The sequence below is a fragment of the Paracoccus haematequi genome (genome assembly GCF_900631945.1).
Lineage (GTDB): Bacteria > Pseudomonadota > Alphaproteobacteria > Rhodobacterales > Rhodobacteraceae > Paracoccus > Paracoccus haematequi_A.
Window position 1 is genome coordinate 1 of sequence record NZ_UZWE01000072.1, and the last position, 16427, is coordinate 16427.

At 70.2% G+C, this 16427-nt stretch carries 9 protein-coding genes; all 9 read right to left on the minus strand.

The genetic code is table 11. The features are described from left to right. Positions 1–184: 184 nt before the first annotated feature. The 9 genes from PARHAE_RS19700 to PARHAE_RS19740 are packed head-to-tail and all read right to left on the minus strand — an operon-like array spanning position 185 to position 16424. Positions 185–1096: a trypsin-like serine peptidase gene (locus tag PARHAE_RS19700; protein ID WP_126156215.1), complete on the minus strand. Its 912-nt coding sequence runs from the start codon at positions 1094–1096 to the stop codon at positions 185–187. Between the two features lie 5 nt (positions 1097–1101). Then, the gene (locus tag PARHAE_RS19705) at positions 1102–2658 is read right to left on the minus strand and encodes a tyrosinase family protein (protein WP_126156216.1); all 1557 of its coding nucleotides are present in this window, start codon (positions 2656–2658) and stop codon (positions 1102–1104) included. Further along, the gene (locus PARHAE_RS19710; RefSeq protein ID WP_126156217.1) at positions 2655–4733 is read right to left on the minus strand and encodes a hypothetical protein; all 2079 of its coding nucleotides are present in this window, start codon (positions 4731–4733) and stop codon (positions 2655–2657) included. Before PARHAE_RS19710 ends, PARHAE_RS19705 begins: the two co-directional genes overlap by 4 nt. Next, on the minus strand, positions 4730–7000 hold the full coding sequence (locus PARHAE_RS19715; RefSeq protein ID WP_126156218.1) for a hypothetical protein: 2271 nt from the start codon (positions 6998–7000) through the stop codon (positions 4730–4732). Before PARHAE_RS19715 ends, PARHAE_RS19710 begins: the two co-directional genes overlap by 4 nt. Positions 7001–7009: 9 nt before the next feature. Then, positions 7010–9280, minus strand: coding sequence for a hypothetical protein (locus tag PARHAE_RS19720; RefSeq protein WP_126156219.1), 2271 nt, complete (start codon positions 9278–9280; stop codon positions 7010–7012). 20 nt (positions 9281–9300) lie between these two features. Next, positions 9301–9978: a hypothetical protein gene (locus tag PARHAE_RS19725; RefSeq protein WP_126156220.1), complete on the minus strand. Its 678-nt coding sequence runs from the start codon at positions 9976–9978 to the stop codon at positions 9301–9303. Then, positions 9975–11576 carry a phospholipase D-like domain-containing protein gene (locus PARHAE_RS19730; RefSeq protein WP_126156221.1) on the minus strand — a complete coding sequence of 534 codons (1602 nt, stop codon included), beginning with the start codon at positions 11574–11576 and terminating at the stop codon, positions 9975–9977. Before PARHAE_RS19730 ends, PARHAE_RS19725 begins: the two co-directional genes overlap by 4 nt. Before the next feature lie 15 nt (positions 11577–11591). Continuing rightward, entirely contained in the window at positions 11592–14042 is a 2451-nt protein-coding gene (locus tag PARHAE_RS19735) for a hypothetical protein (protein WP_126156222.1), read from the minus strand. Positions 14043–14054: 12 nt separating this feature from the next. Beyond that, complete coding sequence (locus PARHAE_RS19740; RefSeq protein WP_126156223.1) at positions 14055–16424, minus strand: hypothetical protein; 2370 nt, start codon at positions 16422–16424, stop codon at positions 14055–14057. Positions 16425–16427: the final 3 nt, after the last annotated feature.

Sequence of the window (16427 nt, forward strand, 5' to 3'; positions counted from 1 at the left end):
AAAGCCCCGCATAAGATACGTCGTTAACGACGTCGCTATGCACGTGTCTTAGCCGATCACCCCACGCTCAGGCAGGCGGTGGCAACCGGGCGGTTACGACCGATCTTCTCCTTGTGGATCCGAGCGAAGGCCTCGGCCGTCATGTAGCGGCACAGGCAGTCCGCCTGCATGACAGATGCCGTCGCTAGATCGTCGGCGCGGACAGTCCCAGCCGGTCGCAATCGGCCCGCACCCAGTCGCGCAGGATCGTCAGCACCGCGTCGTCGAAGCGCGGCGCGGAATTGGCGGTGATATGCAGGTCGGCGGGCGTTCCCGGCACGCCATAGGCATGGATGCCGACGCAGACCGGCGGGCTGTCCGGGGCATCCTGCGCCCAGACCGGCGCCCCCGACTGGCCGCTGACCGTGTCGATGTCATAGAACAGCCGCCGGGGCGTCACCGCCATGATCCGGTTCGCGTGGTGATACTGCGTTTTGGCCAGTTCCTTGTCGGTCGGATAGCCCGAGACGTTGACCATCCGCCCCACCAGGTCGGCATCCGCAAGCTGCCGGATTGGAAAGACCCCTGTCCGGTCGCCCAGCGGCTCGGACAGGTGGATCGCGGCGATATCGTGATCGGCGGCCTGGCCGCCGACCCAGACGTTGAGGGTCGAGAAATGCGCCGCCTCGACCCGGCCGAAGGGAAAGCTGTCGCCGGTGCGGCCGGCGGCGACCACGATCCGGTCGGCCCAGCCGCCGAAGAACATTGGGTAATGGACGCAATGCCCGGCGGTGACGACGGTCGCCGGTCCGGCCAGCCAGCCGGTGCCCTTGAAGATGCCGCGCGGGCCGATCAGGTCAAGCTGGCAGATCCGCTTCCACGGATCGGCGCCCGCGTCGGGCACCCGCTGGCGTTCGTCGTTGCCGATCACGGTTTCCAGCCCTGTCATGGGATTGCGCGCGCGGGGGCCCGGGCGGGGCGGCCGGAAGCCCGTCGCGGGAACCGGCCCAGGGGGCGCGGCGGCGGGCGCCACCTGCCCCGCCTCGACCGGGGCCAGCGGTTCACGGGTGGGTGCGGGGGCGTCGAAGGCGCGATTGCTGACGCTGAACAGATCCATGCCGGTCACCGGATCAGCGACACGCGGCCCACGGTGATCTCGGGCAGCGCGCCTGCCTCGACCCCCCCTGCCTCGACCCCCCTGGCCTCAAGGGGCGCCCGGGGCACGATCCGCACGTCGATAGCACCGCCGTCATAGATGCCCGCGCGGATCTGGCGGTCGATCAGACCGCTGACATCGAAGGCCTCGTCATAGGTGTCCCCGCCCTCGGGCGGGGTGAAGGGCGCGAACAGGCCCACGAAATAGGCCGGATCCCTGTCGCGGGCCGCGCCTTCGGGGGCGTTCAGATAGACCTCGAACACGGTGCGGGGCGGCGTGTCGAAGCGGATGTCGTCCAGCCGCAGCACGACCGGCTGGGACAACTGGTCAGGCGTGGCGGTCGCAAACAGGTCCGGCCCGCCGGCCTCGACCACGGGCTGGGTCTGGATGGTTACGCCCTCGCGCGACAGGGTGACGGGACCGGCCGATGCCGCCAGTTCGCTGACCGGCGCCCCCGCCTCGACCCCGCTGTCCGCCTGGGCCAGGGTCACGGTCCCGGCTTCGGGCGCGGTCGCGTCGTCATAGCGGTAATCCAGCCGCGTGACGGTATCCATCACCTCTCGGGTGGTCATCTCGACCAGGTTGCCATCCTCGTCCCAGAAGCGGTGGACGCGGCCCAGGAAGGCGCCGTCGCTGACATTGGTCCGCCCCCGCGCGTTCCAGCGGGCCCACAGCCGGTCGATGTTGCAGTGATGCAGCCAGAAGATCGGGTCCAGGGCGGCGGTCGCGGGATCGGACATCAGCCCGTCGCCGCCCAGCGTCACGTGGATGATGTTGTGAGGCTGGCTTTCGATTTCCTGGTAGAAGCCCGGCCTGGCGCCGGAGGGCGCGGCCGAGGTTTCGTTGAAGGCCCCCGAGGTGCTGACCGATCCGCTGTCCAGGGCCGTGCCGCTGTTGATGCCCGGCGCGCGGGCGCTGCGGAACAGGGCGTTGGCCGCTTCGGTCGCGGGGTTGCGGAACGCCTCGGGCAGGGCGCGTTCGGCGGAGCTGTCGGTATAGTTCCAGTAGGGCAGCATGAAATCGGCCTTGCCCGAGGCTTTCCGCACGATCCGTTCGAAGAAATAGACATACATCCGGTGCCAGGGCAAAAACCGCAGGTTGCGGTGCTGGCACAGGTTCGTGCGGTCCAGGTAAAGCTGCAATTCCACCGGCAGGGCGGCGAAGTCGCGCGCGTCCGCCGGGTACGGCAGGTGGATCGCCGCCTGGAAGCGCCAGCTTGTCACGTCGGAATAGGGCTTGGCCATCATCGCCTTGACGCCGGTGCGATAGGCCTCGATCGTGGCGCGACCCTCGGCGGTCTGGGCCAGGGCATAGATGTTGCTCCTGACCCGCGTACCCTGCGAGGTGCCGCCGCCCGACCCCCCGGATCCGCCCGATCCGCCGCCGGGTTGGGCCGGGACGCTGGCGGGCCATGCCATCCCCATGGCCGCGGCCCCGCCCAGGGCGGCGGTGCCCAGAAAGCCGCGCCGGGACAGCGCGGGAACATGCGGGCCGGGGCGGGCCGGATCGTGATCGGATGTCATGGAGATCCTCCTTGCAGGGGCGCCGGGGCCGGGTGGCGCGGCGGGATGGAATCGGGGACATGGAACGGGACGGGCGCGGACAGGCGGCGTTCCAGCCAGCCATCGGCGTGAAGATAGATCGCCGCCCGCAGGCCGCCGTCCGGGCGCAGGGTCAGGGTGTGCAGGCTGCGCGGGGCGGGGCCGTCCCGCCGCAGCGCGGCCATCAGCGCCAGGGCAGACGCGGCGGACAGGCCCAGGCCGCCGGCCCAGGCGGCGATTGAGGCTGTCTCGTGCCCGTCGCGCCAGGTCACGCCCTGGGCTGCCTGGGTGGCCAGAGTCAGTTCTGAGACCAGGCCGCGGACGGGATCGGCATGGACCGCCAGTCCCGACAACCCGCGCAGCGCCGCCGCTGGGCTGGCGATGCCGGGGATTTCAGGGGTAAAGCCGGGCGGCAGCGCCAGTCCCAAGGCATCCGCCAGCCGCCCGACCGCCGCCGCGTCATGGCCCGGCAGTTCCCAATAGACCTTGGCCCCCGCAAGCCCCTGGGCCGTCAGCGCCAGCCCCATCTGCTGCGGACGGCCCGCCGCAAGGGCCGCATCCAGCGCCAGCAGGTGAGGACCGACCGCCGCGCCCCCCGCCGACGCGACGATCCGCGCGGCAAGCGCCAGCCGACAGGCGGGATCGGGACCGGCCACAGCTAGGTTGGCATAGGCTTTCAGCACCGGCTGCGGTCCCTGCGGGCCGTCCGTCAGATCCAGCCCGCCCCAGATCAGGAACCGCTCGGCCGGATCGGCCCGGCGGGCCTGGGCGATCAGCGGGGCCAGGCCCGCCTGCAACGGCAGAGGATCCATCCCCAGCACCTTCGCCGCCCGGATCAGCGCCGCGCGCGCCGTCCCGGCCCGCCCGGCCGGAGACAGGCGCGGGTCGCCCAGGTCGCAGGCCAGCCGCAGCGCGGGCCGGTGATCGGGATCGAGCGTGGCCGAGAATTCGACCGGCCAGCCCCGCGCGAGGCTTGAGACCGCTTTGTTCGGCCAAGGCAGCGGCGCGCCCAGCAGCGGGTCCAGCAGGGCATGGCCCGCGTGGCGCGCCATCCGGGCGGCCTGGGGCGACAGGCCGAGGGTCCGGGCCAGTGGCTCCAGATCCTGTGCGACGCGGGGCGCCGGGCGGGTGTGCGCGGGTCGGGTCCGGGGATCGGGCAGCGCCGCCAGGGCGCGCAGGGCGGCGGCGGCGGTCAGCGCGCCGCGTCCCTCGGGGCTGGAATCGCCCGGCGGGGATGCGGGATGGCGGGGCGGGGCCAGCAGGACGGCATCGGCAGGCCAGCGGCCAAGCCCCGCCATCCGTGCGCAGGCGTCGGCCAGGGCGTGGGCGCCCTGCGCCGCATCCAGCAGCCCGCGCGCCTGGGCCAGCGTCACGGCGTCCAGGGCGGGCATCGCTGGCGTGGCGGGATCGGGCAGGCGCGGGCGCGGGGCGGGGCGGCCAGCGGCGGCCCAGACCTCGATGGCGGCCAGGGTGGCGGTGCCGGGGCCGGGCCACCAATAGGCGCGCCAATGCCCTGCGTCGTCCTGGGCCAGGGCCAGGCGCTTGCGCCACAGCGCCGCCAGGTCGTCGCGGTCCAGTGCCTGGGCGGCGAACAGCGCCAGGGCGGATGCGGCGTCGACCTCGGGGCAGGGCAGGGACCAATGGTCCCAGGACCGCATCGGGCCATAGGTCGCCCAGCCCTGGGCGGGATCGCCCTGCATGGCCAGGAAGGCGGCCGATGCGGGCGCGGTCCGCCCAAGCGCCGCGAACAGGCGCAGCACGGCGGCGGTGCTGTCGCTGTCGGGTGGGACCGCCCCGTTGTAACCCCAGCCGCCGCCAGGGCGTTCGCGCAGGCGCAGGGCATCGGCGGCGCGTTCGGTGCGCGCCCGCGCCGCAGCCGCAAGGGCCGGTGGCAGGCGCCCCGACCCCGCCGCCTCGGCCAGGGACAGGGCCGCCACGGCGCCCACCCAGTCGCGGCTTTCGCCGGGGCGCAGGCGGAAGCCGCCCCACAGCCCGTCCGGTCCCTGCATCGCCATCAGTCGCCGGGCGGTCGCGGCAAGGGCGTCCGGGTGCCTCATCCCGTGCCCCCGTCCAGCGGCGGCACGAAGACGAACAGCGTGTCGCCGACATGATCGGCCGGATCGCTCCACCCGCCGAAGCCGCCGGGCCAGACGCCCCGCGCCGTCACCGACAGGCGCAGGAAGCCGTCGCCCGCCGTTCCGCCGGTGGTCCCGGCGGGGATCAGGTCGTCCAGGTTGCGTGGAAAGGTCACGCTGCGTTCGGGTTCGGACGCCATCAGCGTCACTTGCACAGGGGCGGCGCCGTCGCGGGTCATGCGCACCTCGACCGCGACCATCCGGTCGGGGCCGGGGCTTGCGGCAGCCTGGGCCAGTTGCGGCGACAGGATCCGCAAACGCCAGCCCGCGGTTCCCGGAGGCGCAAGCGCGTGGATGGCCCGCAGCGCCGCGTCGGGATCGACGGCGGCGGCCACGCCGGTCAGCACCGGAACCACGGTGTTCCAGACCGCGCCTTCCGGGGCGGCGACGGGGGCGAAGGTCAGCGTCGCGCTGCCGCCCGCATCGATGGTCAGGGGGAAGGGCTGCGCGGGCCGTGCAGCCAGCACCGCGGCGGGCAGCAGGGCGTTTTCGTCCAGCAGCAGCAGCGATGCCTCGGCCCCCGCGACGGTGACGGGCTGGGCGGCGCGGTTGGTGATGTCGACGCGTTCGGGATTGATCGTCGCGGTCGCCACGAATTCCGTCAGCGGCAGCGCGCCCAGCCGCTGGAAGGTCAGGACCAGCGGCACGCGGCGCAGCGGTGCGGCGGCGCCGTCGCTGGCGGGGGCCAGCGTCACCTCGACCGTTCCGGTCAGGCCGACCGGGCCGGTCAGGATGGTGGTCAGCAGGGCATAGTATTCCTCGCTGACATCCAGCGTCAGATCGAAGGGCGAGGCCATGTCGATGGCCACGCCGTCGGCCTCGGCATCCTCGGCGACGGCGATCTCCTCGGGGAAGATGGTGCGCAGGGTCAGCCGCGCGCCCGCCACGCCCCCGGCGATGACCTGGGGATGCAGATAGATGCCGCCGCTTTGGCGCGACAGCGCGGCCTGAAGCCCTGCGACGCGGGCCGGGTCGTACCAGGGTTCGGTCCGCAGCATCACCCGCAACCGGCGGCTGCCGTCCGGGGCCGCATACTGGACCGGCAGCATGTGCGGCAGCCCGCGCGCGGCGTCATAGGCCAGCCGGTATTCGTGCGGGATCAGATAGACGGTGTTGACGAATTCCGCCGGACACAGCGTGCCCCATTCGCTGTCCTGCCAGTCGCCGGGCAGGGTCGCCGCCCCCGAGATCGCCCGGAACACCCCCAGGTTCTGATCCAGTGTCCGGTCGAAGAAGAACGGCACCCGCCGCGTGAACGTGGTCGAGACGCTGCGGTCCTGGGGCGCGCCTGGACCCACCCAGATGGGCATGTCGATGATCTGCAAGTCCTTCCAGCGCACCAGCAGTTCGGGCGAAACCAGCGCCCCCTTGGCGATCAGCGCCGGGTTGATCCCGTGCGGGCCGCCTGCGCCGGTGCGGGGGGCATTTCCCAGGATGTCCGCCAGCGGCACCCGGATCTCGGGCGGCTGGAAGCGCGATTCCACGGTGATGATGTCCGCGCCGGTGCGTTCGCGCGGCAGGCGGATGGGAAAGCGGGGGCGTTCGACGGGTTCGCGTGGCGGCGGCGGGGGATCGTCGGTGCGAGGCGGGTCGTTCGGCACGAAGATGACGGGCGGGTCTTCGCGGACGCGATAGGATGCCGCATAGGTCGCTGTCAGCGCGCATCCCGCCGCCGGGTCGGTCATTGCCTGGACCAGCAGCGCCACCTGGTCGGGGGCCAGGGGGGCCAGGATACGCATTCCGCCCCGGATCCCCTCGTCGTCTTCCATCGGCGTCGGCTCGGGCAGTACGAATTCGCCGCCCACCCAGGTGATGCGAAGCGGCCCGGACAGGACGCCCAAGGTTGTCGTCCCGTCCGGCACGCCCCCCGGCAGGCCTTCGCGCAGGCCGATATGCAGGAACACAGACCCGTCGATTTCCTTCAGAAAGGCCACATCGGGGCCGGGAAAGCTGCCGCCGCGCTGTCCCAGCGTCAGGGTCGGGCGCGCGAAGTTCAGGCCGTCGATGGTGCCATAGGCCCGGTCGTCCCCCACCGGCTCGTTCGCGGGCAGGAACACCGGCTCCAGCCGCATCGCCATTTGCAGGGCGCGCATGACGATGCCCATGTCCGCCGCCGCGCGGTGGGGGCGGGGCGTCACCTGCACCCGGCGCGAGGGTTCCTGAACGATGCTGAACAATGCGTTCGCCATGGCCGCGCCCTACCTGAGAACCACGAAGGGATCGTCGGTCTCGACCGGCGGTTCGATCAGGTCGTCGGTCGCGACCCGGCCCACCCGCCGCACGGAATAGCGGAAGCCGCGCCGGGCGGGATCGGCGATCAACCAGGACCAGGTCTGGACCTTTTCGCCGCTGTCCGCGAAGAGCAGCGGCTTGCGCAGGGAGATGCCGTGGGCCGGATCCTCGTATTCCAGCGTCACCATCACGCGGGCATAGCGGGTCCAGTCCACCATCTCGGTGTCCACCACCACCTCGACCGCGCCGGCGCCGCTGGGACCGACGGTGATGATGTCGCCCAGCGTGCCGGAATGGTCGGTCGTCGCCTCGGATCCGTCGAGGCGCAGAACCTTCACCCGGTAGTCGAAGCGGGTCAGATCCTTGTCCACCTGGCGCACCGTCCAGTCCCGGTTGCGGGTGGCGGCGTCCAGCGTGAAGGTGGTGCGTTCGACCAGATCGTGGGCCGGATCGGCATAGGTGGCGGTGACGACGATCATCGCCACGTCGGTGCCGAAATCGCCCCGCCCGGCGAAGGTGGTCGTCACCTGCGATTCGAACGGGCTGGTGATGGTCAGCGCCTCGGCCGCGTTGTCCTGGGGCGGCAGGGTCAGCGTGGATCCGTCCATCATGCGATAGACGCGTTCGACCCGATAAGGCCGGATGGCGCCGCCCGCCGGGACCGAGACCAGCCAGCTTGCGGTCGGGCTTGCGGGCGACAGGGTGACGGTCTTGACCGCGCCGCGCGCCGTCGGATCGGGATAGGTGAGCGTCACATCGACCGAGGCCACCTCGGGCGGCATCGGTCCCAGCAGCAGGTCCACCTTGACCTGGCCAAGCTGGGCATAGCTGATGACCAGCACCTCTCCGGTGCCCTCGCTCCAGCCCCCGGCAGGCGGATGTTCCACCGTCGCCATGGATCCGGTGAAATGGACCACGGTGCGGTATCGGTAATTGGCCTTGGCCGCCCGATCTGGCCCCATCGCCAGATCGAAGCGGAACTGCTGCGGCCCGTCGTCGCGGCTGAGCCGGATCTGCTTCTGCACGCGGACCCGTTGGTTCTTGATGTCGTCGAATGCGTCATAGTCGATGAAGACGCTGACCAGCAGGATCGGATCGACCTCGAAATTGATGTTGGGCACCACCGTCAGGGTCATCACCGGGATGTTGGGCTGGGACAGGCTGGCATAGCGGATGGCGGCGGCGGCCTCGGCCGGGGTCAGGTTCGGCCCCAGGATGGCGTTGGCGCCGTGTTCGATCTGGACCACGTCCCGGCGGCTGATGGTCACATCGACCACGCCGGTGTCGGTGGTGGTTTCCCGGAACCAGTAGCCGCGGCCCTTTTCATCAGCCGATTCATCCTCGGACGGGATGGCGGTTTCGAAGAAGCCGGGCAGGATGTTGTTCTGAAGGATGGTCAGCGCCATCTTTTCCAGTTCCTGCGTTAGATCCTCGGACGGGTCGGCGTCTCGGAAATCGCCGTCGTCTATTTCCACGGTGAGGCTGTGATGGGTGTCGCGAAAGCTGGACAGGGTGGGCGGCGCATACCAGACCAGCCGGTGAATGAAGGCGCCGTGGACGGTCAGGAAGCGGCGCATGAAGGCGTGCTGGCGCGCTTCCTCCAGAAACTCGCGCCGCTCGCCATGGATGCGGATGGTGATGGCGGGAATGCGCGCGATCATCATCAGCTTTTCATAGCGGACCTGGATCGGCAGGGCGCCTTCCTCCATCGTCTGGCTGATCAGGCGGGCGCCGCTTTGCGTCAGCTGATAGGAAAAGCTGGCGCTGTTGATGCCGGTGGCCAGGATCGGGCAGGTGCCTTGGGCCGCGATCTGCAAGTCGGCGCCGAAGGTGGTGGCGGTGGCGGTGCCGCCGATGAACTGCGGCGCATAGCCCAGTTCCGGCTCGCCCGGCCGCAGCAGGATGCCCAGGAAGCGGAAGCCCCGGTTCAGTTCCTCGGCCAGCCGCTGGCGCAGGAAGGCACGGATCCGGTTCTGGTCGGCCTGGCCGATTTCCAGTCCCACGGTCATCTGCAACATGCCGCGTTCGACATCCTCGGTCGCGGGGATGGGCTGGGAATGGTCGCGGGTATAGGCGATCAGGTCGATCATCGGGCGGCTGGCCGGGTCGCGCGGATCGCTGCGCAGGATCTTCGGCTTGCCCGAGACCATATAGAATTTCCGCGCGTTTTCATCGTCGCGATAGATGACCACGTCGGGGACGCCGGGGACGGTAAAGCTGCCGTAAAGCGAAAGCATGTGCGTCGGTCCTTATCCTGTCACGTTCGGTCGAATCCGGCCCAGATCACGTCGCGGCCCGGCGGCAGGCGCAGGGGGTGGTCCCGCCGGATGGTCAGGACCGCCACGCCCTGCCGCCGCGTCGTGGTTGTGCTGGAGGTGCTTTCCAGCGTCAGGTGCCCGTCGCCGCCCGACAGGCGCAGCGTTTCGTCAAGGCGGGTCATCGCGTCGGGTTCGCCCATGCCGCGCAGGGTCAGGGTCACCTGCGCCACCGCGTCGGGCAGGCCGCGATCCCAGGCGCGGGCCAGGGCCTTGCCCGCATCGCCCGCAGGCGCCTCTCCGTTCAAGGCAATGGTGCCGCCGCGCCAGGCGGGAACACGGGCGGCGGCGGTGGTTTCGGGAACCAGCACCGCGCGCAGGTCCAGATCGGCCTCGGCCATCAGCAGGCGGGGGGGCGGGGCGTCGGGCCGGGCCAGCTGTGCCGTGATCGCCGTCAGGTCGGACGGCGGCGCGTCGCCGCGCAGGGGCAGCGTCCAGAAGCCGCCCAGGATCCCCTCGGCCCTGTCCCTCGGCCCGCGTCCCATAATGGTCAGCGACGGCGGGCCGTCGCCGGTCAGGTCCAGCGGCAGGACGTGGTGCGCGTTCGGATCGGCGTCGTCGCCGAAGACCAGCAGGTTGGCCCGGCCCGTCACCGCCCGCAGGGTCGCAAGGGCGATCATGATGTCACCGGAACGCCGATATTGCCGCTCAGCATCAGCACCAGGTCGGATCCCCAGCTTTGGCGGCTGTCGACCTCGAACAGGGCGTCGGCCGCCAGCCGTTCCACGGTGGACAGGGCGGGGACCGCGACCGGGGTCGAGATCCGCTGCAACGGCCCCTGCGTGCCGCCTTCGGGGATCGCGAACCAGCGGTTCAGCGCCGCCGTCATGTCGGGTTCCGCCGCGCCGAAGATGCTGTCCCACAACTGTCGGCGGAAGGCGGGGACGGCGGCCTCGGCCTCGTCCATGAAGGCGAAGCCGTGTTCGAAATCGGTGAACTGCGACCGGACCGAGAAGTTGGGCGATCCGACGAAGCCCCATTTGTCGTCGGCGATGGCGATCTTGCAATGCACCACCTTGGACGAATGGTTGAAGATCGCCACCCGCGCCTTCTGCGCCGCCCTCAGCCCGCGCATCAGGTGGAAGTTGATCGCTCGCGCCCGCGTCCAGGATCCGATGTCGCTGGGCTGGTCGTTCGGATCGAACCGGCCCGTGACCAGCACCACGCGAAAATCGTCATCCGCCCGCAGTCGCGCGTTCAGCGCGTCGCACAGGGGTTGCGAGGACAGCATCTGATCCTCGACATAGTAATAGGTCTCGGCCCCGCCGATGGCCGCGCGCCAGCCGCGATCCACGTCGAAGATGCCCGATGGCGCGAAGGTGCAGGTGTCGTTCATCGGGATCGGCGAGAACCCGAACAGCGACGGGAAATTGAACTGCGGCACGGTGCGCAGCGATTGCGCGTGGATGCGCCTGGCGGAGGGGCGGCCCACGCTGCGCGCGGGGATCGCGGCCGCCGCCGCCGTGCGGTTGTCCAGGCTGATCGCGTGGACCGTGCCGCCCAGGGTCACGGAAAAGGACAAGGGCCTGACCGGGCGGGACTGCACCTCGTTCCACATCTCGCGCCAGAAATCGAAGGCGGGCTGGGCTGCGGGGCCGGTCAGGCGCAACTGCACGTCGCGCCAGATCGGATCGTGGCGGTCGTTCACGCAATCGAGGCCCCCGGTAAAGACCGTCATCTGGTCGTCGTTGCCGACGATCGCCATCTTGGCATGGACCGCCCCCGCCGGATGAGACAGCGTGTTGCAGGCCACCTTGTCGGCAAGCGCCGGTTCGCTGCGCAGTTCCTTGACGAAGCGCATGGTGCCATAGCTGGTGCGGAACGCCTCGGCCGCGTGGGACTGGACGATGCTGGATCCCATCATCTCGGGCGCCAGAACCCAGCCCAGCACGCGGACATCGACGCCCGCCCGCGCCTTGGCTTTCAGCAGCGCGGTCAGTTCCGGCCCGCCGGTCATCGCGTCGAGCGAGAACAGCGGCGTGAACCACCAGCCCGCCAGCCACAGGATCGGATTGCCGCTGGCGGGCAGCGCGTCGATGGCGGCCTTGAGGCGGGCGAAATAGGCCGGACCCATCAGCAGGGGTTCGACCTCGTTCCCCAGGTGGATCGGGACAACGGGATTGGCCGTGCCGTCGCCCCCGCCGCTGCCAAGGATGCCGCTGCCGCCCGCCGGTTCCGAGGTGAACATGTAGCGCTGCTTGTCTGTATCGAAACTCATGATCGCGCTCCGGTCTCAGGCGGTGATCTGCAAAAGGACAAGGCTGTTTTCGGTGGTGACTTCGGGCAGGGCGCGCTGCTGGCCGGTTTGCAGCATCAGCGTGGCCTGCCAGGTAAAGCTGCGCGCCGCGCGGTCCTTCAGCCGCACGACCCAGCGGGCGGGTTCGGCGGCCTCGACGAACAGGCTGGCGGTCTGCCGGAATTCGGGGTCGTCGTCGGGGGTGGCGTATTTCAGCGTGACCAGGATCCCCAGCACGCCCAGCGTGGCCATCGGTGGCCCCAGGTAGCGCATAGTCACCTCCATCACGTCCGCCGCCGGGACGCCGACGATGGCCAGGCCGTCGGTCAGGGGGTGGAAATCCAGCGTCTCGATGCCGCCCCGGTCGAAGATGCGGCGTTCGCGCAGGCGGACCTCGGGCAGGGGGGTGGGGTTTGGCAGGACCACGGTGACGGGGACGGCGCGCAGGGGCTCGGTCACCTCGACCGCGGCGGCGGCGATCAGGGTTCCGCCCTGCCTGACCTCGTAATCGACTAGGACCGAGCGCAGTTCGTCCAGCGGATCGGACAGCATCACGGAAAACTGCGCGGCGGGACGCTGGGGCACCGGCAGGACGACCAGATCCAGGGGCTTGGCGCCTGCGGGATCGGGGCGCATCTCCTCGGCCAGAGGCTCCGCGCTGCCATCGGCGAAGACCGCCTCGGCGGTGATGCGGGCGGCGTCGTTGGCGTCGGCGAAGCGGACATTGGCGATGGCGGGCGCCCCGCCGGGGGTCAGCACGAAGCTGCGGCGGTCGTCGATCACGCCGTCGGGATCGACATAGGCCACGGTCGCGCGCACCTCGGACAGGTCGGGCGGCACGACGCGGGGCAGGGCGAGCGTGATCGGCTGGCGGCGGGCCAGCATCGAGGGGTGGACCGACAACTGCCGCGCCTCGGTCCGGGTCCAGGGGCCGGTGACGGTCTGGCGCGTGTCGCCCAGGCCGAAGTCCGGCAGATAGTGCAGCGTCAGTTGATAGTCATAGCCCATGTCGCCGCCGGGGTCGCGGGCGAAGACGAAGCTCGCGCGGTCCTCGGCGCTGTCCAGGATCACGTCGGCGGTTTCCTTGGGCTGCCCGTCCGGGCGGCGGCCATAGCGCAGGTTCACGGTCATGGCGCGGATGCCTTCGGCCGCGAAGTCGGCGCCGCCCGCGTCCACGTCGATCCGCAGCCGCGCGAAGAACGGGTGGTTCAGGCTGATCTTGTGGATCCGTGCGCGGATTTCGCGTTCCGACCCCATGAACAGCAGCGGGTTCTGCGGGCCGGTGCTGCGCTGCATCGCGGTGGTGCGCGACAGGTCATACACGACATGGCGCAATTCGCGCTGTTGCAGGCGGCGCATGGTGAAGGTCGCGGTGGGATGGCCTAGGGCGGACGACTGTTGGGCGACCTGGCTGTTCGCCGCTGGGGCGGGCGTGCCTTCGCCCGGTTCCGGGGGCGGGGTGTTGATGTCAGTGGCGGTGGCCATTTCCCGCGCCGTCACCGCCTGGCCCATCGCCTGGCCGATGGCGGCGGGCAGGCCCTGCTGGAACATGCCCGTGGCGGCTCCGGCGGGCGGGGCGAAGACGCTGCTTTCCTCGACGGCAGGGTCGCCCAGCTTCAGGGACGGCGCGAAGAACGCCCCCGTCGCCAGATCCTTGACCAAGGCGTCGATGCGGGTCTGGCGTTCTGCGAGGGCCTCGGGCGTGGACAGCTCCAGGCTGCGCACGGTGTCGTCGATCCTGATCGACTGGTTGTCGCGCAATTCCTCGACGATGGTGTCGATCTCACCGGCGACGACGATGGCGTTGAAGCCGATCCGGGTGCGCAGGAAATCATAGACGCGGGAATAGTCGATCTCGATCCGCAGGCTCTCGACCTCCATCAGCCCGGTGTATTTCAGGTCATAGATGGCGATCAGCGGGCGGGCGGACCGCCCCTGTTCCAGCAGGTCGGCGAAGAAGGCCGCGCCGTCCTGGGACAGTTGCAGCGAAAAGACCGCGCGGTTGTCGCCGTCCAGGTTGGGCACGGTGGCGCCGAAGACCTTTTCCACCAGCCGGATGCCGGTGGGGCCGGGATCGCTGGCGGGCGGGCCGCTGCCGTCGGGGTTGATCGGCGCCACGCCCGTGTCCAGCCCCGCCAGCCGCACCGAGCCTTCGGTGAAGGGGATCGACACCAGCCGCGCGTTGTCCCCGAACTGCCGGCGCAGTTCCCGCAGCAGGGGCTGTTCCAGCGACCCCAGCCCCGTGCTGATCGCCAGCGTCAGGAAGCCGCCGGTTTGCAGGTCGTCGGCCTGCCCGCCCTTTTCATACAGCATCAGGTCGAACATCAGCCCGGCCCGGTCGCGCGCGATGACCGGGTTCTGCGGCAGGAAGAAAAACACCTCGGGCTGGTCGGCGTCGCGATACAGCGTTACGCCCAGAAGCTCGAAACGGGTATTCAGGTCCAGCATGGTCGTGTCCCCTTAAAGGGTGCGTATCGAGATGATCAGTTGCAGGGCGTCGGTGCGGGTCTGCCACGGGCTGGCGGCGGATTCGCCCGTGCTGCGGAAGGTCTGGGTGCGGAAGTCATAGGTCATCGGCTGGCCGGGCCGGCGGATCAGATCGACCGTCGCGGACGGCGTGTCGGCGGGGCCGAAGAACAGTTCTGTTGTGCGGGGGGCGCCGGTCTCATCGGGTGCGCGGATTTCCACCAGCACGGCGTCCAGCCCGGCACCGGCCAGGTCGCCGCCGATCAGCCGCACGGTCAGCGCGTCGGGCCGGGCGGCGTCCGTGCCGACGACATGGGTGGTCTCACTCCAATCCACCCAGTCGCCCTGCGAGACGATGCCGCCCTCGCGCACGGTGGACCGGATGCGGACGGTGCGGCGGTCCTCGTCCAGGATCGACCAGGACAGCGACAGCGCCGCGAAAGGCGGCGTCAGCGTGGCGCGGAAGCGGCGGCGGTAATCGGCGGGCGCGTCGTCGTATTCGATTTCCACGTCGATCCCCTCGACGGACGGGGAAAGGACGTTCGGCTGGACGATCAACTGCCGCTGCGCGCGGAAGGGCGCGTCCAGCGTGAAGAAGGGCGGTTCCGCGATCTGCTGCGGCGCGGTCCAGACGCCGCCTTCGGCAAAGACATAGGTGGGGGTCAGGCGGAAGGTGCCGGGGCCTTTCTCCTCGGTGCGGATGGTCCAGTCGGCGCCGTCGGGGGCGATTTCCGCGATGGCGCGGTTGAACGGGGCCGTCAGGCGGAAGCCGCGGCTGGCGGTGAAGGCGCCCGAGGGCGTGGCGAAATCCGCATCCAGGCTGATCTCCGCCACATCAGCGGGGATCCGGCCGGGCCGCAGCGTCAGGCGGCGATAGCCGAAATCGCCGCGTGGATCGACCATCACCGACCGGCTGGTCGAGGTCCGGCGCGGCGTGACATAGCGGCTGCGGTCCACGGTGGCGTCCACCGGATCGTCGAATTCATAGGCGATGTCATAGCTGACGGCCATGCTCGGTCGCCCGTTGCGGTGGAAGGTCAGCACCCGGTTCCGCTCGCCCCCCGGCTGGCAGATCAGCGGCGGCTTCACGTCCGGCGGGCGGGACGGATCGTCGTCGCCATAGGACATGCCGACGACCGCCTGGCGCAGGTTCATTTCGGCAAAGGTCTCGTCCTCGGGCAGGGAAACGATGGCCTCTACGCGGTCGAAGAAGGCCGAGGCGGTGCCCAGGTTGACGACCGTGGTGTGTTCGTCGTGATCGTCGGGATCGATCAGGGTTTGCAGGAACGCCTGCGGCGCGTCGGTGCGGGTGACCGGCATCCGGGAATTATAGCTGAAGGTGCCCGACAGATGCGCGGTCTCCTGTTTGAATTTCAGCGTCAGGCCCAGCGATCCGCCGGTGGCTGTGGTAGCCGCCCCCGCCGCGCCGCCCGCCGCGTTGCCGGTTCCCGCGCGGGCAAGCGCCGCGATGGCCTGGCCCAGGCCCTGGCCCGGCGCGGGCTGCGGCGGCTGCGGCAGGGACGGGCGAAACATCTGCTGGATCAGATCCTCCTTGAACAGGGCGATGGCCTTCTGTTCCGCCTCGCGCGCGGCGTCGCTGTCGATGAAGGTCGAACTGTCGATCCTGACCACGTTGGTCTGGACAAGGTGATCCAAGGCGGCCTGGATGTCGGCCTTGAACCACTGCACCTGGCCTTGCAGCCCGCCTCCGAAATGACGCCGCATCTTGTCCATGTCGGCGGTGACGGTGACGTTGACGGCGGGGGACAGCCCCTCGAAGGTCAGTTCATAGACGACGCCCACGGGGGTCGAGGCCGCACCGAACATGCCCGCCATGAAGGCCGCGCCGTCGTCGGACAGCGACAGCGAGAAGATCGATTGCAGATCGCCCAGCAGCGCGGGCACCCCGGCGCCCAGGATCGCGGTGACAAAGCGGGGCCGCCCGACATTCGGATCGGCACCGGCCGGATCCGGCGTCACCGTGCCCAGTGTGGTATTGTCCAGCGCAAGGACGCTGGCCTTGCCTTCGGTATAGTGGATCGGCGACAGCTTGACGGCATCCTCGTCGGCCCCCGTCGCCCGCGCGACGGCCTTGCGCGCCTCTCGCAACTCGCGCTCAGAGCGGCGGCAGTTGACGCCCAGCGTCAGGAAACCGCCGCCCATTTCGTCGGGGATGCGGGTGCCGGTCAGGAAGTTGTGCACCAAAGCCTCGGTATAGACCCACAGGTCGAACATCGGGCGGCCTTGGGGGCCGACGGCCATCTGCGGCGCCCCGGCGCTGTAATACCACAGCAGCGGATCCTCGTGGTCCGGGAACAGGATCACCCCGTCAGCTTCGATATGCGGCGTTTCGAAGCTGAGCATGTC